This is a genomic window from Pseudomonas frederiksbergensis, from assembly GCF_017114915.1.
Taxonomy (GTDB): Bacteria; Pseudomonadota; Gammaproteobacteria; order Pseudomonadales; family Pseudomonadaceae; genus Aquipseudomonas; species Aquipseudomonas frederiksbergensis_I.
Genome location: NZ_JAAUOE010000015.1, coordinates 97,737 through 117,559 on the forward strand (window position 1 = coordinate 97,737; position 19,823 = coordinate 117,559).

The 19,823-nt window shown below is 58.8% G+C and carries 17 protein-coding genes; 9 read left to right on the plus strand and 8 right to left on the minus strand.

The window, feature by feature from the left end; translation table 11 throughout:
* The first annotated feature begins 17 nt into the window (after positions 1–17).
* Both trkA and HCU66_RS13620 read left to right on the plus strand, forming a co-directional pair.
* Positions 18–1,391, plus strand: a complete 1,374-nt coding sequence (trkA, locus tag HCU66_RS13615; RefSeq protein ID WP_205888978.1) for a Trk system potassium transporter TrkA — start codon at positions 18–20, stop codon at positions 1,389–1,391.
* Between the two features lie 132 nt (positions 1,392–1,523).
* Positions 1,524–1,838, plus strand: a complete 315-nt coding sequence (locus tag HCU66_RS13620; RefSeq protein ID WP_205888979.1) for a tetratricopeptide repeat protein — start codon at positions 1,524–1,526, stop codon at positions 1,836–1,838.
* A gap of 139 nt (positions 1,839–1,977) precedes the next feature.
* Here HCU66_RS13620 and HCU66_RS13625 read toward each other — a convergent pair whose 3' ends face one another.
* Positions 1,978–2,865, minus strand: coding sequence for a lysophospholipid acyltransferase (locus HCU66_RS13625; RefSeq protein ID WP_205888980.1), 888 nt, complete (start codon positions 2,863–2,865; stop codon positions 1,978–1,980).
* A 40-nt stretch (positions 2,866–2,905) separates the two neighbouring features.
* A complete protein-coding gene (gene tag, locus HCU66_RS13630; RefSeq protein WP_205888981.1) occupies positions 2,906–3,463 on the minus strand; it encodes a DNA-3-methyladenine glycosylase I in 558 nt (185 codons plus the stop codon).
* An 81-nt stretch (positions 3,464–3,544) separates the two neighbouring features.
* Between tag and glyQ the strand changes: the two genes are divergently transcribed.
* From glyQ to HCU66_RS13650, 4 genes are all read left to right on the plus strand, one after another.
* Positions 3,545–4,498: a glycine--tRNA ligase subunit alpha gene (gene glyQ, locus HCU66_RS13635; protein ID WP_003213601.1), complete on the plus strand. Its 954-nt coding sequence runs from the start codon at positions 3,545–3,547 to the stop codon at positions 4,496–4,498.
* Positions 4,495–6,549, plus strand: a complete 2,055-nt coding sequence (glyS, locus tag HCU66_RS13640) for a glycine--tRNA ligase subunit beta (protein ID WP_205888982.1) — start codon at positions 4,495–4,497, stop codon at positions 6,547–6,549. The genes glyQ and glyS overlap by 4 nt, the downstream gene beginning before the upstream one ends.
* 4 nt (positions 6,550–6,553) lie before the next feature.
* Complete coding sequence (gene gmhB / locus HCU66_RS13645) at positions 6,554–7,093, plus strand: D-glycero-beta-D-manno-heptose 1,7-bisphosphate 7-phosphatase (protein WP_205888989.1); 540 nt, start codon at positions 6,554–6,556, stop codon at positions 7,091–7,093.
* A gap of 81 nt (positions 7,094–7,174) precedes the next feature.
* Positions 7,175–7,954 (plus strand): lysophospholipid acyltransferase family protein, encoded by a 780-nt coding sequence (locus tag HCU66_RS13650; RefSeq protein WP_205888983.1) that lies wholly within the window; start codon positions 7,175–7,177, stop codon positions 7,952–7,954.
* 181 nt (positions 7,955–8,135) lie between these two features.
* Here the strand turns inward: HCU66_RS13650 and HCU66_RS13655 are convergent, their stop codons facing one another.
* Positions 8,136–10,448 (minus strand): CHASE2 domain-containing protein, encoded by a 2,313-nt coding sequence (locus tag HCU66_RS13655; protein WP_205888984.1) that lies wholly within the window; start codon positions 10,446–10,448, stop codon positions 8,136–8,138.
* Positions 10,449–10,466: 18 nt separating this feature from the next.
* A complete protein-coding gene (locus tag HCU66_RS13660; protein WP_241015486.1) occupies positions 10,467–11,396 on the minus strand; it encodes a FecR family protein in 930 nt (309 codons plus the stop codon).
* 529 nt (positions 11,397–11,925) lie between these two features.
* Here HCU66_RS13660 and HCU66_RS13665 point away from each other — a divergent pair.
* On the plus strand, positions 11,926–12,645 hold the full coding sequence (locus tag HCU66_RS13665) for a response regulator transcription factor (protein ID WP_205888985.1): 720 nt from the start codon (positions 11,926–11,928) through the stop codon (positions 12,643–12,645).
* A 75-nt stretch (positions 12,646–12,720) separates the two neighbouring features.
* On the opposite strand, the gene gyrB is transcribed toward HCU66_RS13665, so the two are convergent.
* From gyrB to dnaA, 4 genes are read right to left on the minus strand one after another with little or no spacing between them, the layout of a single operon-like run.
* Positions 12,721–15,138 (minus strand): DNA topoisomerase (ATP-hydrolyzing) subunit B, encoded by a 2,418-nt coding sequence (gene gyrB / locus HCU66_RS13670; protein WP_205888986.1) that lies wholly within the window; start codon positions 15,136–15,138, stop codon positions 12,721–12,723.
* A gap of 5 nt (positions 15,139–15,143) precedes the next feature.
* On the minus strand, positions 15,144–16,247 hold the full coding sequence (gene recF, locus HCU66_RS13675; RefSeq protein WP_205888987.1) for a DNA replication/repair protein RecF: 1,104 nt from the start codon (positions 16,245–16,247) through the stop codon (positions 15,144–15,146).
* Positions 16,248–16,264: 17 nt separating this feature from the next.
* Positions 16,265–17,368: a DNA polymerase III subunit beta gene (gene dnaN, locus HCU66_RS13680; RefSeq protein ID WP_007903001.1), complete on the minus strand. Its 1,104-nt coding sequence runs from the start codon at positions 17,366–17,368 to the stop codon at positions 16,265–16,267.
* A gap of 39 nt (positions 17,369–17,407) precedes the next feature.
* Positions 17,408–18,928 (minus strand): chromosomal replication initiator protein DnaA, encoded by a 1,521-nt coding sequence (gene dnaA, locus HCU66_RS13685; protein WP_205888988.1) that lies wholly within the window; start codon positions 18,926–18,928, stop codon positions 17,408–17,410.
* A gap of 566 nt (positions 18,929–19,494) precedes the next feature.
* Here dnaA and rpmH point away from each other — a divergent pair.
* Positions 19,495–19,629 carry a 50S ribosomal protein L34 gene (gene rpmH / locus HCU66_RS13690; RefSeq protein ID WP_003213577.1) on the plus strand — a complete coding sequence of 45 codons (135 nt, stop codon included), beginning with the start codon at positions 19,495–19,497 and terminating at the stop codon, positions 19,627–19,629.
* 16 nt (positions 19,630–19,645) lie between these two features.
* On the plus strand, positions 19,646–19,823 hold a 178-nt coding region (locus HCU66_RS13695; protein ID WP_205888991.1), incomplete at its 3' end, for a ribonuclease P protein component.

Below are 19,823 nucleotides of genomic sequence, written 5' to 3' on the forward strand. Positions count from 1 at the left end.
TTTAAGGGAGTGACTGGATGAAAATCATCATCCTGGGCGCAGGGCAGGTCGGCGGTTCGCTGGCAGAACACTTGGCCAGCGAGGCCAATGACATCACCGTGGTCGACACCGATGGCGAACGCCTGCGTGACCTTGGCGACCGACTGGACATCCGCACCGTGCAGGGCCGCGGCTCACTGCCGACCATACTGCGACAGGCCGGTGCCGACGACGCTGACATGCTGGTGGCGGTGACCAACAGTGACGAAACCAACATGGTGGCCTGTCAGGTCGCCCACACGTTGTTTCACACGCCGACCAAGATCGCCCGGGTCCGCGAAGCCGCGTACCTGACCCGTACCGAACTGTTCGATAACGAAGCGATTCCGGTCGACGTGCTGATCAGTCCGGAGCAAGTCGTTACCAACTACATCAAGCGTTTGATCCAGCATCCAGGCGCGTTGCAGGTGATCGACTTCGCCGAAGGCAAGGCGCAACTGGTGGCGGTCAAGGCGTACTACGGCGGGCCGCTGGTGGGCCAGCAACTAAGGCAGTTGCGCGAACACATGCCGAATGTCGAAACCCGTGTGGCGGCGATTTTCCGTCGTGACCGGCCGATCCTGCCCCAGGGCGATACGGTGATCGAAGCCGACGACGAAGTGTTTTTCATCGCCGCCAAAGCGAATATTCGCGCGGTGATGAGCGAAATGCGCCGCCTCGATGAAAGCTACAAACGCATCGTCATCGCCGGTGGCGGGCAGATCGGTGAACGCCTGGCCGAGGCCATCGAAAGCCGTTATCAAGTGAAGATCATCGAGATGAACCCGGCCCGCTGCCGCTACCTCTCGGACAACCTCGACAGTACCGTGGTGTTGCAGGGCAGCGCTTCGGACCGGGATCTGCTGCTGGAAGAAAACATCGCCGACGCCGATATTTTCCTGGCCCTGACCAACGACGACGAAGCCAACATCATGTCGTCGCTGCTGGCCAAGCGCCTGGGTGCGAAGAAGGTGATGACGATCATCAACAACCCGGCCTACGTCGACCTGATCCAGGGCGGCGATATCGACATCGCCATCAGCCCGCAACTGGCGACCATCGGCACCTTGCTGGCTCACGTGCGGCGCGGTGATATCGTCAGCGTGCACTCATTGCGCCGGGGCGCGGCGGAAGCCATCGAGGCGATTGCCCACGGTGATGCGAAGTCGAGCAAGGTGATCGGCAAGGCCATCGAAAACATCGGCCTGCCGCCGGGCACCACCATCGGCGCGATCATCCGCGACGAAGAGGTGATCATCGCCCACGACGACACCGTGATCGAAGCCGGCGACCATGTGATTCTGTTCCTTGTGGATAAAAAGCATATTCGGGATGTGGAGAAGCTGTTTCATGTGGGGCTGAGCTTCTTCTGATGATCGTTCCCACGCTCTGCGTGGGAAGGCCTCAACGGACGCTCCGCGTTCGGCTTTGAATGGGACGCAGAGCGTCCCGGGCTGCATTCCCACGCAGAGCGTGGGGAACGATCACTGACGGAGGAAGTACCGATGATCGAATCCCTGGAAAAAATGCTCGCCAAGGGTGTGGATAACTCATTGCTGCGCTTCGGCCTGGGCAAGGGTTATCTGGATCTTGGGGAGAATGCCAAGGCTGCCGAGCATTTCCAACGCTGCGTCGAGTTCGATCCGAAGTATTCGGCGGCCTGGAAGCTCTTGGGCAAGGCTCATCTGGCGCTGGCGGATTACGCTGCGGCGCGGCAGGCCTGGGAACAGGGCCTGGAAGCCGCCCGCGTCCATGGCGACAAGCAGGCGGAGAAGGAGATGACGGTGTTTCTGAAGAAACTGGAGCGTCAGGCGCACTGATCCCAAGATCAAAAGATCGCAGCCTGCGGCAGCTCCTACGGGATGTATGCCGCGCCCTTGTAGGAGCTGGCGAAGCCTGCGATNGTATGCCGCGCCCTTGTAGGAGCTGGCGAAGCCTGCGATCTTTTTATCCACAGCATCAATACCAGCGAGCTTCGCCCGGCGGACGCTTCTTGAAGCGCTTCATGCTCCACATGTACTGGCTCGGATAAGCCCGCACATAGCGTTCGACCACCTGGCTCATGGCCGCACAAGAGGTTTCGGTATCGGTGCTGTACATGGCCTCGGGCGCGGCTTCGAGGATCACTTTGTATCCCGAACCGTCCGGCAGGCGCAGGGCATGCAGGAACACGCCGACCGCTTTGCCGCCGGCCAGCATGTTCGGGACGAATTTGCTGGTCAGGGCCTGAGTGGCGAAGAACGGCACGAAGATCCCGGCGGATTCGGCCGGTTCCGGGTCAGCCGGAATACCCACAGCCCCTCCTTTGCGCACTTCCTTGATCACGCTGAGGATGCCTTCCTTGGTGGAAGCCGCCACCCGGTTACCCAATTGCACCCGCTGCTTGCGCAGCAACTCATCCACCGCTTTCAGTTTTGGCGGGCGGTAGAAAATGATCGGTTTGCACTGGCTGCAATAGAAGTGGTTCAACACTTCCCAGTTGCCCAGGTGGCTGGTGATGCCGACCACACCTTTGCCGGACGCCAAAGCCTCTTTCAAAACGTCGAGGCCTTCGACTTCGCGCACCAGTTCAATGGAACGCTGGGCTGGCCAGATCCACGCGCAGGCGCTTTCAGTCAGAGACTTACCGATGTCTTTCAGGCTTTGCCCCACCAGACGCTCACGCTCGGCCGGGTCCATCTGCGGGAAGCACTTGGAAAGATTGATCCGCACCACGTCGCGGGAACGGTTGGGGGTTTTCCACATGATCCAGCCAATCGCCGAACCCACCGACTGCACTGCCCACCACGGAAGCAGGGCAAACAACCGCAGAGCGCCTACCAGCAAGGCGCCTTTCAACTTATCCACAGGTCACTCCTGATCTTGTGCTGTGCGCGAGGCGGCTATTCTAACCGCCGTTCGCCAGGCTGGCGTAACGATCGCAATCGCGGGTGTGGTCCATGACCATGCCCGAGGCCTGCATCAGCGCGTAACAAATGGTCGGGCCGACGAACGTGAAACCGGCTTTTTTCAGGCCTTTGCTCATTTCGATGGCGGCCGGTGTCACCGCCGGGACTTCACTGCGATCCTTGAAATGATTGATCACCGGCGTACCGCCGACGAACGACCAGAGAAACGCCACCGGATCCTCCAGCGCCAGCCAGGCCTGGGCATTGCGCCGGGCGGCGTTGAGTTTGAGACGATTGCGGATGATCCCCGGATCGAGCATCAATTCATCGATTTCCGCGTCGCTCATCTGCGCCACGCGTTGAACGTCGAAGCCGAACAGCACCTCGCGATAACGCTCTCGCTTGCGCAATACAGTGATCCAGGAAAGCCCGGCCTGGAACCCTTCGAGCAAAAGCAACTCGAACAAACCCTGCGCATCGCGTAGCGGCGTGCCCCACTCCTGATCGTGATAAGCCATGTACAGCGGATCTTCGGTACACCAAAAGCAGCGTGGCATAAGGCTCCAGGGGGCGTGCGCAGGTTCGAATCGGGTATACTCCCGCTCTTTAAATCGCAGCCCAAGAAACAGGTGAATTTCGTGAGCCAGCCTACGCCAGCCGTGCGTACCTTCCAAGACTTGATCCTCGCCCTCCAGCAATACTGGGCCGAGCAAGGTTGTGTGGTACTTCAGCCCTACGATATGGAAGTAGGCGCCGGCACTTTCCACACTGCCACGTTTCTGCGCGCCATTGGCCCGGAAACCTGGAACGCCGCTTATGTGCAGCCCAGTCGTCGCCCGACTGACGGCCGCTACGGCGAAAACCCGAACCGTCTGCAGCACTACTACCAGTTCCAGGTAGTCCTGAAGCCGAACCCGGACAACTTCCAGGAACTGTACCTGGGCTCCCTCAAGCACGTGGGTCTGGACCCGCTGGTGCACGACATCCGTTTCGTCGAAGACAACTGGGAGTCGCCAACGCTGGGCGCCTGGGGTCTGGGCTGGGAAGTCTGGCTCAACGGCATGGAAGTGACGCAGTTCACTTACTTCCAGCAAGCGGGCGGCATCGAGTGCTACCCAGTGACCGGCGAGATCACTTACGGTCTGGAGCGTCTGGCCATGTACCTGCAAGGCGTGGACTCGGTCTACGACCTGGTCTGGGCTGACGGTCCGTTCGGCAAGGTGACCTACGGCGACGTGTTCCACCAGAACGAAGTGGAGCAATCGACCTACAACTTCGAACACGCCAACGTCGAGAAGCTGTTCGAACTGTTCGACTTCTATGAAAGCGAAGCCAAGCGCCTGATCGAACTCGACCAGCCGCTGCCGTTGCCGAGCTACGAAATGGTGTTGAAGGCCTCGCACACCTTCAACCTGCTGGATGCGCGCCGGGCGATCTCGGTGACCGCGCGTCAGCAATACATTCTGCGTGTCCGCACCCTGGCGCGTTCCGTTGCACAAGCCTACCTGCTGGCTCGCGCCAAGCTCGGCTTTCCAATGGCGACCCCGGACCTGCGTGACGAAGTACTGGCCAAGCTGGAGGCTGCACAATGAGTGCTCAAGATTTTCTGGTTGAACTGGGCACCGAAGAACTGCCACCCAAAGCCCTGAACACCCTGGCCGAGGCATTCCTGGCCGGTATCGACAAAGGCCTGCAAGCCGCTGGTCTGAGCTACGAGAGCAAAACCGTTTACGCTGCGCCGCGTCGTCTGGCCGTGCTGATCACCGCGCTGGCGACCCAGCAGCCGGATCGCAGCATCAACCTCGACGGTCCGCCACGCCAGGCTGCGTTCGATGCCGAAGGCAACCCGACTCAAGCGGCCCTGGGCTTCGCCAAGAAATGCGGTGTAGAGCTGAGCGAAATCGATCAGAGCGGCCCGAAGCTGCGCTACAGCCAAAACATCGCCGGCAAGCCGACCGCGAGCCTGATGCCGACCATCATTGAGGACTCCCTGAACGACCTGCCGATCCCCAAGCGCATGCGCTGGGGTGCCCGCAAGGAAGAATTCGTTCGCCCGACCCAATGGCTGGTGATGCTGCTCGGTGACCACGTCATCGATTGCACCATCCTCGCCCAAAAGGCCGGCCGCGATTCCCGTGGTCACCGCTTCCACCACCCGGAAAGCGTGCGCATCACCTCGCCGGCCAACTACCTGAACGATCTGCGTGCCGCTTATGTACTGGCCGATGCCAACGAGCGTCGCGAGCTGATCAGCAAGCGCACCGAAGAACTGGCGACACTGCAGGAAGGTACAGCGATCGTTCCGCAAGCCTTGCTCGACGAAGTGACTGCGCTGGTTGAATGGCCGGTGCCGCTGGTGTGCTCGTTCGAAGAGCGTTTTCTCGACGTGCCGCAAGAAGCGCTGATCACCACCATGCAGGACAACCAGAAGTACTTCTGCCTGCTGGATGCCGACGGCAAGTTGCTGCCTCGTTTCATTACCGTGGCCAACATCGAAAGCAAGGATGCGCAGCAGATCATCGCCGGTAACGAGAAAGTGGTTCGCCCACGCCTGACCGACGCCGAGTTCTTCTTCAAGCAAGACAAGAAGCAAAAACTCGAAGATTTCAATCTGCGTCTGCAGAACGTGGTGTTCCAGGAAAAACTCGGCAGCGTCTACGACAAGGCCGAGCGCGTGTCGAAGCTGGCGGCCTACATTGCTGCTCGCATCGGCGGTAACGCTTCCTGGGCGGCGCGTGCCGGCCTGCTGTCCAAATGCGATCTGGCGACCGAAATGGTCGGTGAGTTCCCGGAAATGCAAGGTGTCGCCGGTTACTACTACGCCCTAAACGACGGCGAGCCGGAAGATGTCGCCCTGGCGCTGAACGAGCAGTACATGCCGCGCGGCGCCGGCGCTGAACTGCCGACCACCCTGACCGGTGCGGCCGTGGCCATTGCCGACAAGCTCGACACCCTGGTGGGTATCTTCGGTATCGGCATGCTGCCGACCGGTAGCAAGGACCCGTATGCCCTGCGCCGTGCCGCGTTGGGTGTGTTGCGGATCCTGATCGACAAGAAGCTCGACCTCGACCTGAACGACGCCGTGGCCTTCGCCGTGAATGCGTTCGGTGCCAAGGTCAAGGCTGCCGGCCTGAACGAGTCGGTGTTGGAGTTCATCTTCGACCGTCTGCGTGCCCGTTATGAAGACGAAGGCGTGGATGTCGCGACTTACCTGTCGGTACGTGCCTTGAAGCCGGGTTCGGCCCTGGACTTCGACCAGCGCGTACAAGCGGTAGAAGCGTTCCGCAAATTGCCGGAAGCCGCAGCCCTTGCCGCGGTGAACAAGCGCGTTTCGAACCTGCTGAGCAAAATCGAAGGCTCCGTGCCGACAGTCGTTGAAGCCAAGTACTTCGACAACGCCAACGAGTTCTCGTTGTATTCGGCGATCCAGCAGGCGGACCAGGCTGTGCAGCCAATGGCGGTGGCCCGTCAATACAGCGAATCGCTGGCGCGCCTGGCTGCGTTGCGCGAGCCGGTGGATGCGTTCTTCGAAGCCGTGATGGTCAACGCCGAAGACGCCAAGGTGCGAGCCAACCGCTACGCGCTGCTGGCGCGTCTGCGTGGGCTGTTCCTCGGCGTCGCCGACATTTCGCTGCTGGGCTGAGGGGCTGCTGTTGAAACTGCTGATTCTCGATCGGGACGGGGTGATCAATTACGACTCCGACGCGTACATCAAGTCGGTGGAGGAGTGGATTCCGCTCCCCGGTTCGATCGAAGCGATCGCGCAGTTGAGCAAGGCCGGCTGGACGGTGGCGGTCGCCACCAACCAGTCCGGTATCGCTCGCGGCTATTACGACATCGCCACCCTGGAATCCATGCACGCTCGCTTGCGCGAGTTGGTGGCAGAGCAGGGCGGCGAAGTCGGGCTGATCGTCTATTGCCCGCACGGGCCGGACGATGGCTGCGATTGCCGCAAGCCAAAACCCGGGATGCTGAAAACCATCGCCGCGCATTACAACGTTTCGCTGACGAATCTATGGTTCGTCGGCGATACTCTCGGTGACCTGGAAGCCGCCAGAGCCGTCGACTGTCAGCCAGTTTTGGTAAAGACCGGGAAAGGCGAAAAGACGCAGGGCTTGACCCTACCGGCGGGCATCTTGATTTTTGACGATCTGGCGGCGATTGCCGCGGAACTTATCCACAACTAAGGCTCTTCTGACATCCTGGCCAAGGACTGATCGGGAGTGCGCTTGAATAGGCGGGCAATGCCCGCAACGGTAAATGTCGCCATGTCGATACTGCAGGCCATCAGAACGTTCCTCTTTTACCTGCTGCTGGGCACCAGCTCGTTGCTCTGGTGCACCCTGAGCTTTTTTATCGCGCCGTTTCTGCCATTCAAGGCGCGTTATCGCTTTATCAACGTGTACTGGTGCCGCTGCGCCTTGTGGCTGAGCAAGGTTTTTCTGGGCATTCGCTACGAAGTGAAGGGTGCCGAGAACGTACCTGAGCAGCCCTGCGTGATTCAATCGAACCACCAGAGCACCTGGGAGACGTTCTTTCTCTCGGCGTACTTCGAGCCGCTGAGCCAGGTGCTCAAGCGCGAACTGCTCTACGTGCCGTTCTTCGGCTGGGCCATGGCCATGCTGCGGCCGATCGCCATTGACCGCGACAACCCGAAAGCCGCGCTCAAGCATGTGGCGAAGAAGGGCGATGAATTGCTCAAGGACAATGTCTGGGTGCTGATCTTCCCTGAAGGAACTCGCGTTCCCTACGGCACCATTGGCAAGTTCTCCCGAGGCGGCACCGCATTGGCCGTCAATGCGTCGTTACCAGTGCTGCCGATTGCACACAATGCCGGCAAGTTCTGGCCAAAAACCGGGTGGGCCAAGCAGCAGGGCGTGATCACCGTTATCATCGGTGCGCCGATGTACGCCGAGGGTAGCGGGCCGCGGGCCATTGCCGACCTGAATGACCGGGTTCAGGCCTGGAACGAACAGATGCAGCGCGAAATGGGTTCGCTGCCAGCAGCCCCGGCGGCACCAAGTGCGACCGATCAAATGACTGCCTGAGATTCTGTGGATAACCTGTGTGCCGTTTTGTTGAAAATCACTGCATTTGGTTTTTAAGTTTATGATTTACATACATATTTCTTAAGCAAATAAAACTTCGGAAAACGTGCATAAGTTTTTTTCGGACGTAAAAAACCGGCTGATATAGCCGGTTTTTTTATGCCTGTGAAAAGCGTCTGGCTCACTCGCTCAATAGCGGCAACTGGACACTGAACGTCGTACCTTGTCCCACCACGCTATGACAGAAAATCCCCCCGCCGTGACGATCCACCACGGCCTTGACCATGGACAACCCCAGCCCCAGGCCATCACTGCCGTGAGCCGAGGTAAAACGCCGATACTGACTGAACAACTCCGGGAGTTCTTCGACGGCAATCCCTCGGCCCTGATCGGCGATCTCGCATATCAACCAGCCCTCGGTACAACTCACCCGCACAGTGATCCGCGAACCCGCCGGACTGTACTTGATGGCGTTTTCCAGCAGGTTGAACAGTGCCCGCGTCAGTAACGACTGATCGGCCAGGACCAGCGCTTCAGCGTCTTCGTCCAGGTCATGCAGCAATTGAATGTTCTTCAGATGAGCGATGCTCGAGGCCTGATCGAAGGTATCGAGCAGCAGCATCGCGAACATGCTCGGCTGAAACTGATAAGCCTCGGATTCAGCCTTGGCCAACTGCACAAAGGCCTCGGTCAGGTTCAGTGCCTTGCGCACTTGTAACTCGATCTGACTGAACACTTGAGTGTCGCCGGACACCTGATGCCGCTGAACGTCGAGCAAGGCCAGAATTGCCGAGTGGGGCGCCCTAAGGTCATGGGACAGAAAGCGCAGCAGCACGGCTCGCTGTTCCTCGGCGTCCCGCTCGACGCTCAAGTCAGTAAGGCTCAGTAACCAGCCAATCACGGCATCACCTTCGGCCGGCAGCAGCGGCGCCAGGTCCAGACGCAGGCTACGTGCCTGGGTGTCACGAAACTCCAGGGGATCAAGGCTCGACAACGCAGAAGGGGTTCCGTCGGACGGCACCGGATAACCCAGGTCGCTCAGTTGCTCGAGCATGTCCTCGCCCACCAGGCCGTGGGAAAACACGTCTCGAGCCTTGCGGTTGGCCAGCAGAATGCGCCCGTTCGGATCGCTGATCAGCGTCGCCACCGGCAGGTACTCAAGGCCATCGGCAATGAAACGCCGGGTGTCGCGGGTCCGGCTCATGGCCTGCTCCAACGCGACGATTTGCCCTTGCAGCACATCGCCGGCCGGGGCCTGGGTGCGGCGCCGTTCCGGAAAGACTTTCGGCTCGCTGTCCAGGCGCGCCAGTTCCCAGCCGAAATAGGCGAGCACCGCATTCAGCCTGCGCCAATTCCAGATCAGGTAACCCAGCAGCATACCCAGCAGGCTCGCGGCCGGTGACCACCACCAGCCAAGGCGCAACAGCAGGCTCGAACCCAACAGCGCGGCCGCCATTGCCCCCAGGGTCAGCCATAGCGCGCGACGCGGACGCACCAACATCAACCCCAGCAACTCACCGACAATCACCACCGATAACAACGCCGCCAAACGCTCATCGAGCTCCACGATGTTGCGCTGTTGCAGCAGCCCGTTGAGGATATTCGCCTGAATCTCGATGCCCGGCGTGGTGCCGATGCTCGCCGATTGCGGTGTCACATAACGATCCCCCAGACCTGGAGCGGTGGCGCCGATCAGGATCAAGCGATCGCGCAACAGCTCGGGCGGGACTTCGCCGCGCAATACGCTGACGTAGGGCACACTGGGAAAACCCGCGTCGGAACGGATGAAAGGAATCCGTATTTCGTGGGCTCGTTGCCAACCTTGCACCGACGGCATAGCCGGGGTGCTGGGCATCGGTACATTTCCCTTGTCGGCAAGGGTCTCTTCGTACAGCAGCCAGGCCAGTTGCGCGCGTGTTTTTTGTGCCGGTCCTTCGCTTAAATACACACTGCGCACGATCCCGTCGGCATCCGCTTCGGCATTGATGTGCCCGATGCCTTTGGCGCAATGGCTCAGCGCAGGCACCGGTTCAATTTCCCCCAAGGGCCGCCCATAACGCGCGACGCCTTCGCGCAGCAACGGCACGAAGACATTCCCGGCCCGGCAGGCCGCTTCGGCCAGACGCTGGTCGTTGTCGGGATGGCTATCGGGCTCGCTGAAGATCACGTCGAACAGAATGCCTTTGGCGTTTGCGGCGCTGAGCCGATCAAGCAACTGCGCGTGTGTGGCCCGCGGCCATGGCCATTGGCCAAGTTGCTGCAAGCTGTAGTCATCGATCGTGACGACGAGTATTCGTGGGTCCACCGGCAGGGGGCTTAGCCGGCGCAGGTTGTCGTACAGCAGATTGCTCAAGGCCAGACCCTGGCTCAAGGACAGCACTGCCGTCAGCGGTAACAGGATCAGGCTGACCCACAACCACTCGCGGACCATTCGCCGAAACAGCCGCTGAGCCTGGGTCGGCTCGCGACCGTCCTTCCTTGGGCGGCCCTTCATCGGTCGTCGGCCAGGGCGCTATTGGACACGCGTGATCCTGGGGTAATAGAAAATGTCATACACCCCGACTTCTCCCTCTAATCCCTGAGCGTCATATGCCGACAGGCGCACATGGTAGAAAAACGCTTTCAACCCGCTGAACCTGACCTCAGGCGTGCTGGAAAACTGCTCTTGCTTGATGTCCAGAAAGGCTGCGTCGGTGGCTACTTGCGCCCGATAACGCGTGGCGCCTTCAATGGGCTTCATGATCAATTGCCAGACAGGCACATTACCCGTCTGACCGGCCTGCCCCAACAAACGCGGCGCGGGTAACAAGTCGACTGGGGTCAAGGCGCCTTGTTTCTGAATACGCAAACCCTGACGGGCCATGACCTGAACTTCGTCATCCTCTGGGCCTTGAATCCGTTTGGCAGCGGACCGGGCAGGGCGGGGCGACAATGGTTCCTCATCACGGTTGACCGCCACCTGTCCGTTCAGCACTTCCAGCAGTGCGTGGCCACCGTCATCGTTGTGCGCCCGGAAATGCGTGCCCCGTACGCCCAGTACACCGACCGGCGTGACAATCTGAAAACGGTCATGGTCGCTGGCACGTTTGATCACATACGACTCGACCTGCCCCTGCTCAAGGATGACCTGAGGGATTGAATGTTCTTCATTGAGGTGCAGCGTGATGCGTGAGCTGGAAGGTAGCACCACCCGCGAGCCATCGCCCAGGGACAGGCTGACAAACGCCGAGGGCGAGGTCATGACGCCTTCCTGCTCGTCGATCGACATACCTTCCTGCAGGGGCGTCTGCTTGCCTTTGGCGTCCAGCTTCCAGGCTTCGCCGGTCAAATGCTCGACAGTCGCAGGAAGCGGTTGACCGCGGCATTGTTGATTGTCATCGATATAGGGCGGGCGTTTTACCAGAGCGATAGCCGCCGTTGCACTCTGGGTGAGCAATCCCATCACACCGACAACCAGTAAAAGATAGACGCCAGAACGGCGTGGGAACAATAAGGTCATGGGGTTCATGGATTGGCTTTTTATGCTCTTGTGAAAGTCATGCCGGGTATACGCACGCGCTTGCCGCACGATACCTGAGCGAACGCTCTGGCAGATAGCCATAAGTGCAACGGACATGAGATGACACATCCCTGTGTCAGCACCGAGCAGGCACTCCGTGTGTTTTCCCCTGAACTGCGGACCGCCGAAAACCGGCAATCGATGGTCCTGCCAGTTCACGTTGACGCTCCCTGCGTCGGGGCACATCCCGATGCCCCTGTGCCGCTCAGCGACAACGAATCTACGGCATAAGGAACCTCGCGAGATCATTCTCAATATTTGTTCAGAATTGACTGAAGGTGCCTGAAACACCCAACGTTGTCGCGCCGAGGGAATTTCGCAGCGATTCACCGCAATTGTTCAGATTCAATCAATCAGCCTAAAATCCCGCAGGAATTTTCTTTGCACTTACGAGATGAAGGAAGCACTCGGCATGCGTGTCGCCATACTGGATGACGAACCCGCCGAACTCCGCCGGGTGGAACAGACACTGCGACAAATCTCCGTCACGGGAGAGCAGGCGTGGAGGTTGCACAGCTTCGAGCGGGGAGAGGATCTGTTACGGCAACTTCGGCGGGAAACCTTCGACCTGCTGATTCTCGACTGGCAACTGCCCGATATCAGCGGCCTGTCGTTGTTGCGCTGGACCCGTGAACACATGGACGCACCACCAGCCGCGATCATGCTCACCAGCCGCGATACCGAAAGCGATATCGTCCAGGCCTTGAACGCCGGAGCCGACGATTACGTGAGCAAACCGTTTCGCCCCAATGAGCTGATGGCTCGGGTTAATGCGGTGCTGCGTCGACATGGACTGCAACGCACAGCATCCACCGAAATACTGACCTTCAATGACCTCGAATTCGACGACGCCGAACTCACCGTCACTCGCGCCTCCAATCCCATCAACCTGACTGAACGGGAATACCGTCTCGCCCGCTGCCTGTTCGCCAATCTGGGCCGCCCTTTGTCCCGTGAATACTTGTATGAGCGCTTTTGGAGCCATGAAGAAATAGTGTCCTCCCGCCCGCTGGACACTCATATTTATCGCCTGCGCAACAAGCTGGGCCTGACGGCGGATCGCGGTTGGCAACTGCTGACGATTTACGGGTATGGGTATCGGCTTGAGAGCGTAGCGACTGCTGGCGAATGAAGAGCGGTTACATTTCTGCGATCAATAAAAAAGGCCAACGCTAAGCGTTGGCCTTTTCGTTTTCGCGGCGCCGGATCAGAAGTCCAGGTTGGAAACCGCCAGGGCGTTGCTTTCGATGAAGTCACGGCGCGGTTCGACCGCATCACCCATCAGGGTGTTGAAGATCTGGTCGGCGCCGATGGCGTCTTCGATGGTCACTTTCAGCATACGGCGCGAGCCCGGATCCATGGTGGTTTCCCACAGTTGATCAGGGTTCATCTCGCCCAGACCTTTGTATCGCTGGATGGTGTGGCGCTTGGTGCTTTCAGCCATCAGCCATTCAAGGGCTTCCTTGAATTCGGTGACCGCTTTCCTGCGCTCGCCGCGCTGGATGTACGCACCGTCATCCAGCAAGGTGCTCAGTTGAGCGCCCAGGGAGACGACGGTCTTGTAATCGTTGCTGCCGAAGAAGTCGCGGTTGAAGGTGACGTAGTTCGACAGGCCGTGGGAGATCAGTTCGACCTCTGGCAGCCAGACGTTACGCTCACGGTCTTCACGCAGGCTGGCTTTGTAAACCAGACCGGATTTCTCGACGGTGCGCAGGCGAACTTCATACTGAGCCAGCCAATCCTGCATCGCTGCGTGATCGGACAGTTGCTCCATGCTGACGGCTGGCAGGTAGATGAAGTGCTCGGTCAGTTCCTGTGGGTACAGACGCGACAGACGCTTGAGGGTCTTCATCACCAGACGGAAGTCATTCACCAGACGCTCAAGGGCTTCACCGGAGATACCCGGGGCTTCCTCGTTCAGGTGCAGGCTCGCATCTTCCAGGGCCGACTGCGTCATGTACTCTTCCATGGCGTCGTCGTCTTTGATGTATTGCTCTTGCTTGCCTTTTTTGACCTTGTACAGCGGTGGCTGAGCGATGTAGATGTAGCCACGCTCGATCAGTTCCGGCAACTGGCGGAAGAAGAAGGTCAGCAGCAGGGTACGGATGTGCGATCCGTCGACGTCAGCATCGGTCATGATGATGATGTTGTGGTAACGCAGCTTGTCGATATTGTATTCGTCGCGACCGATGCCGCAGCCCAGCGCGGTGATCAAGGTGCCCACTTCTTGCGAAGAGATCATCTTGTCGAAGCGCGCCTTTTCGACGTTCAGGATCTTGCCCTTCAGCGGCAGGATGGCTTGGGTCTTGCGGTTGCGTCCCTGCTTGGCGGAGCCGCCAGCAGAGTCACCTTCCACGAGGTACAGTTCGGAAAGGGCAGGGTCTTTTTCCTGGCAGTCTGCCAGTTTGCCCGGCAGACCGGCGATGTCCAGCGCGCCTTTGCGACGGGTCATCTCACGGGCTTTACGCGCAGCTTCACGGGCACGCGCCGCGTCGATCATCTTGCCGACGACCAGCTTGGCTTCGTTCGGATTCTCGAGCAGGAAGTCGGAGAAGTACTTGCCCATCTCCTGTTCGACCGCGGTCTTCACTTCGGAAGACACCAGCTTGTCTTTGGTCTGGGAGCTGAACTTCGGATCCGGTACCTTCACCGAAATGATCGCCGTCAGGCCTTCACGAGCATCGTCACCAGTGGTGGCGACTTTGTGCTTCTTCGCCAGGCCTTCAGCTTCGATGTAGGTGTTCAGGTTACGCGTCAGTGCCGAACGGAAACCCACCAGGTGAGTACCGCCATCGCGTTGCGGAATGTTGTTAGTGAAGCACAACAGGTTCTCGTTGAAGCTGTCGTTCCACTGCAGGGCGATTTCCACGCCGATGCCGTCTTCACGCTGGACGTTGAAGTGGAACACCTGATTGACCGGGGTCTTGTTGGTGTTCAGGTATTCAACGAACGCACGCAGACCACCTTCGTATTTGAACAACTCTTCCTTGCCACTGCGCTCGTCCTTGAGGACGATGCCGACACCGGAGTTGAGGAAGGACAGTTCGCGAATACGCTTGGCCAGGATGTCCCAGCTGAAGTGGATGTTCTTGAAGGTTTCGCTGGAAGCCTTGAAGTGGATCTGGGTACCGGTGGTTTCGCTGTCGCCGACGATTTTCATTGGCTCTTGCGGAACACCATGGACATAGGTCTGTTCCCAGATCTTGCCGCTACGGCGAACAGTCAGGACCAACTCTTCGGACAGGGCGTTCACAACAGACACACCTACGCCGTGCAGACCGCCGGATACCTTGTAGGAGTTGTCGTCGAACTTACCGCCAGCGTGGAGGACGGTCATGATGACCTCGGCGGCGGAAACGCCTTCCTCTTTGTGCACGTCTACCGGGATGCCACGGCCGTTGTCGCGAACGGTGATGGACTCATCCGGGTGGATAATGATGCTGATGTCGTCGCAGTGGCCAGCGAGGGCTTCGTCGATCGAGTTGTCGACCACCTCGAACACCATGTGGTGCAGACCACTGCCATCGTCGGTGTCACCAATGTACATACCGGGACGTTTGCGTACGGCATCCAGGCCTTTCAGCACTTTAATGCTCGTTGAGTCGTACGTATTTTCTTCGCTCAATGCCTTCACTCCCGATGGTCGTGGGTCTGGGTGATACGGCCCTGTTCCACGTGGAACAGAGCGACTGGCGTTTCCGTCTGCCAGCCTTCCCTCAATAATTCGTGATCTACACAGGTGATAAAGACCTGGCAGCGTAAGTCTTCCAGCAAGCGGCAAAGCGCGCGACGGTGGTGCTCGTCCAGTTCAGACGGCAGGTCATCCACCAGATAAATACACTGGCCGCGTCGGGACTGACTAACCAGGTGCCCCTGGGCGATCCGCAATGCACAGACCACCAACTTCTGCTGACCACGGGACAAGATGTCCGCGGCGTTATGTGCACCCAATCTAAGGCGCAAATCAGCGCGTTGCGGTCCGGCCTGGGTATGCCCCATTTGCTGATCCCGCTGCAGGGATCCGGCGAGCACTGCACTCAACTCGCGGTCTTTGTCCCAACCCCGGTAATAGCTGAGCGTTAAGCCCTCAAGCTCAACCAGTTCGCTCAAGGTCTGTTCAAAGACTGGTTTCAAGGCTTTGATGTAAGCGCGGCGGTATTCATCTATTTCAGCGCTGGCCTGGCACAGTTCCCTGTCCCAAACCGCTTGCGAAACGGCGTCAAGTGTACCATGCCGCAGCCAAGAGTTTCTCTGGCGCAAGGCCTTCTGCAAGCGCTGCCACGTAGACATGAATCGCGGTTCCACGTGGAACACACCCCAGTCGAGAAATTGCCGACGAATCTTCGGCGCACCTTCCAGCAGGCGAAAACTGTCCGGGTTGATCAACTGCAGCGGCAGGATCTCCGCCAGTTGCGCCGCGCTACGGGCGTTTTGCCCGTCGATGCGGATCTGGAACTCGCCCTGGCGATCGCGAGATATCCCCAATGCGCTGTGCCCGCCCTCGGCCAATTCAACCTGGCCAAACACCGTACACGCCAACTGCTCGTACTGAATGACGGGCAACAAACGGCTGCTACGAAACGAACGGGCAAGCCCCAGCAGATGAATGGCTTCCAGAACACTGGTTTTGCCGCTGCCGTTGGCGCCGTAAAGAATGTTGATTCGGGGGGAGGGGGAGAAGGTCACCGGGTGCAGATTGCGCACCGCGGTGACCGAGACGCGACTTAAGGACATCTAGCTTCTGCTGAGCATTACAGACGCATCGGCATGACAACATAAGCCGAGTCGTCGTTGTCGGACTCTTGCACCAGCGCACTGCTGTTGGAGTCGGACAGGATCAGGCGAACCTGCTCGGTGGTCATCACGCCCAGTACGTCGAGCAGATAGCTCACGTTGAAGCCGATTTCCAGCGAGCCGCCGTTGTACTCAACGCCCACTTCTTCTTCCGCCTCTTCCTGCTCCGGGTTGTTCGCCTGGATCTTCAACTGACCATTGGCCAATTGCAGACGGATGCCGCGGTACTTCTCGTTGGACAGAATCGCGGTACGGCTGAACGCTTCACGCAGGGCCTGGCGATCGCCGAGTACCAGCTTGTCGCCGCCTTTAGGCAGAACACGCTCGTAGTCAGGGAATTTCCCGTCGACCAGTTTCGAGGTGAAGGTGAACTCGCCGGTAGTGGCACGGATGTGGTGCTGGCCCAGCACGATGCTGACGTTGCCATCCGGTTCGGTCAGCAGACGCGCCAGTTCCAGAATGCCTTTGCGTGGCACGATGACTTGATGACGATCCGGCTGACCGATATCGGCCTGCATCGAGCACATGGCCAAACGGTGACCGTCGGTCGCCACGGCGCGGATGATCCCGGCCGAGACTTCCAGCAGCATACCGTTGAGGTAGTAACGCACGTCCTGCTGCGCCATGGCGAAGCTGGTACGTTCGATCAGACGACGCAGTTTGCTTTGCTCGAGGCTGCAGGTCAGCGAACCCGGGCCTTCTTCCACCGTTGGGAAATCATTGGCCGGCAGGGTCGACAGGGTGAAGCGGCTACGGCCGGCCTTCACCACGAGCTTTTGCTCGTCAACCTTGATGTCGATCAGCGCATCGTTTGGCAAGCTCTTGCAGATATCCATCAGCTTGCGCGCAGGCACAGTGATGGAACCCGGGTCTGCAGGCTCTTCAAGTTGCACACGACCGACCAGCTCGACTTCCAGATCGGTGCCGGTCAGCGACAGTTGCTGGCCTTCGACAACCAGCAGCACGTTGGAGAGCACCGGCAAGGTCTGTCGGCGCTCGACGACGCCTGCGACCAGTTGCAGGGGTTTCAACAGGGCTTCGCGTTGAATGGTGAAATGCATGGTCTAGTCCCTTGCCTTAATAAGCTGCGCTGGTGTTCATCAAGTGGTCAGTGTACGCAGCAGGTTCTTATAGTCCTCGCGGATGTCCGCGTCGGATTCCTTAAGCTCGTTGATCTTGCGGCAGGCGTGCAAAACAGTCGTATGGTCGCGGCCACCAAACACATCGCCGATTTCCGGCAGGCTGTGGTTGGTCAATTCCTTGGACAAGGCCATGGCGACCTGGCGCGGACGTGCCACCGAGCGTGAACGACGCTTGGACAGCAGGTCGGAGATCTTGATCTTGTAATACTCGGCGACGGTGCGCTGAATATTATCCACAGAGACCAGTTTGTCTTGCAGTGCCAACAAGTCTTTCAAGGATTCGCGAATCAGCTCGATGGTGATGTCGCGGCCCATGAAGTGCGAGTGGGCGATCACGCGTTTAAGCGCGCCTTCCAGCTCACGGACGTTGGAGCGAATACGCTGGGCAATGAAGAACGCCGCGTCGTGTGGCAGATCGACTTTGGCCTGGTCGGCCTTTTTCATCAGGATCGCTACGCGGGTTTCCAGCTCCGGCGGCTCGACGGCAACCGTCAGGCCCCAGCCAAAGCGGGATTTGAGGCGTTCTTCAAGGCCTTCGATTTCTTTCGGATAGCGGTCACTGGTGAGAATGACCTGCTGACCACCTTCGAGCAGGGCGTTGAAGGTGTGGAAAAACTCTTCCTGCGAACGTTCCTTGCGAGCGAAGAACTGAATGTCATCGATCAGCAATGCATCCACCGAACGGTAGAAGCGCTTGAACTCATTGATTGCGTTCAGCTGCAGCGCCTTGACCATGTCGGCCACGAAACGCTCGGAATGCAAGTACACGACCTTGGCATTCGGATTCTTCTTTAATAAGTGGTTACCCACAGCGTGCATCAAGTGGGTTTTACCCAAACCGACGCCGCCATAAAGGAAGAGCGGGTTGTAACCGTGTTTGGGGTTGTCCGCCACCTGCCAGGCCGCAGCCCGGGCCAGTTGGTTGGACTTGCCTTCGACGAAGTTCTCGAAGGTAAAGGTGCGGTTCAGGTAACTGGTGTGCTTGAGCGCACCTTCGACCTGCACCGTGCGCTGTTCGGAGCGAACCGGGGCTTGTTGCGAACTGGCGCCGGCCATTGGATCGAAGCTGTCGCGGGACGGCTCTTCACTGACCTCGGCAACTTTTTGCGTCGAACGCTTGGTCGGTGCCACCGCCGGAGCAGGGGCTGGAGCACTGGCCGGTGTGGCAGCCGCTTGAGCCTGGGACGCCGCAGCGGCCAACGGGGCGTTGGGTGCCGCACGCGGTGCCGAACTGCGTTTGCTGCCTATTAATAAGGAAAGCGCCGGCGCCATGCCATTGCCGTGCTCATCCAGAAGTTCAAGGACGCGGCCCAGGTACTTTTCATTGACCCAGTCGAGAACAAAACGATTCGGTGCGTAGACACGCAGCTCGTCGCCTTCGGCTTCGACCTGTAGTGGACGGATCCAAGTGTTGAATTGTTGGGCAGGCAGCTCATCGCGCAAAAGCTCCACGCACTGCTGCCAAAGTTCCACTGACACGGATATCCCCTAAGTTGAAAGCCGGTGAGGCAAAAACAAGCGGTCATTGTAGCGGCCAGACGCCCACTTATCCACATGCAGGTTGCGCACAGGGCATGAATTATCAATGCGTTAACCCTGGAAAAGAAGACCAACGGTATGTGTATAAGCTCTGTGGATAACCGCCCATGAGGGCACTGGACAAGTGGGGGCGAAACTCGGTGGATAACCTGCCTGTGGATAACCGACCTTTCCACACACAGCTTATCCGATAGCGCAGCACAGGCTGACCACCGTTTTCCCGCGTACTTGTCATTCTCTGTACATCGCGGTTTAGAAGGGCTTAAAGCAGTTATCCACAGACGATCACGTCCCTAGCTTTTACAAGCTTTACAGAAAAGCTTTAAATAATTCCCTTCTTTATTTCTATATTTGGAGAACGACCTCGGATAGGCAAAACCTCTGGAGATCTATTTATAAGGAAACGTTGGTTGGAAATTGACCTAGAGGCTTGCTTTCTCTAGAATCCCCGGTCTCTTAAAACGGGGGCCATTCCGGCCCGTTGTGGACGAACCAGGTAACACGACATGAAACGTACTTTCCAACCAAGCACTATCAAACGCGCTCGTACCCACGGTTTCCGTGCTCGCATGGCTACCAAGAACGGTCGTGCCGTCCTGTCGCGTCGTCGCGCCAAAGGTCGTGCGCGTCTGGCAGTTTGATAATCCGGCACTGGAGGTGAGTCAGGACTTCAGTCGGGATAAGCGTCTGCTTACTCCCCGGCATTTCAAGGCAGTCTTTGACTCCCCTACCGGCAAGGTTCCGGGGAAAAATCTCCTGCTCCTTGCGCGCAATAACGATCTTGATCACCCCCGTCTCGGGCTGGTTATCGGGAAAAAGAGCGTAAAGCTCTCCG

Bases quoted from the DNA above. Each gene is read 5' to 3' on its own strand.
- trkA (WP_205888978.1), top strand. From the start codon at position 18: ATGAAAATCATCATCCTGGGCGCAGGGCAGGTCGGCGGTTCGCTGGCA.
- HCU66_RS13620 (WP_205888979.1), top strand. From the start codon at position 1,524: ATGATCGAATCCCTGGAAAAAATGCTCGCCAAGGGTGTGGATAACTCA.
- tag (WP_205888981.1), bottom strand. From the start codon at position 3,463: ATGCCACGCTGCTTTTGGTGTACCGAAGATCCGCTGTACATGGCTTAT.
- glyS (WP_205888982.1), top strand. From the start codon at position 4,495: ATGAGTGCTCAAGATTTTCTGGTTGAACTGGGCACCGAAGAACTGCCA.
- HCU66_RS13650 (WP_205888983.1), top strand. From the start codon at position 7,175: ATGTCGATACTGCAGGCCATCAGAACGTTCCTCTTTTACCTGCTGCTG.
- HCU66_RS13655 (WP_205888984.1), bottom strand. From the start codon at position 10,448: ATGAAGGGCCGCCCAAGGAAGGACGGTCGCGAGCCGACCCAGGCTCAG.
- HCU66_RS13660 (WP_241015486.1), bottom strand. From the start codon at position 11,396: ATGGGATTGCTCACCCAGAGTGCAACGGCGGCTATCGCTCTGGTAAAA.
- HCU66_RS13665 (WP_205888985.1), top strand. From the start codon at position 11,926: ATGCGTGTCGCCATACTGGATGACGAACCCGCCGAACTCCGCCGGGTG.
- recF (WP_205888987.1), bottom strand. From the start codon at position 16,247: ATGTCCTTAAGTCGCGTCTCGGTCACCGCGGTGCGCAATCTGCACCCG.
- dnaN (WP_007903001.1), bottom strand. From the start codon at position 17,368: ATGCATTTCACCATTCAACGCGAAGCCCTGTTGAAACCCCTGCAACTG.
- rpmH (WP_003213577.1), top strand. From the start codon at position 19,495: ATGAAACGTACTTTCCAACCAAGCACTATCAAACGCGCTCGTACCCAC.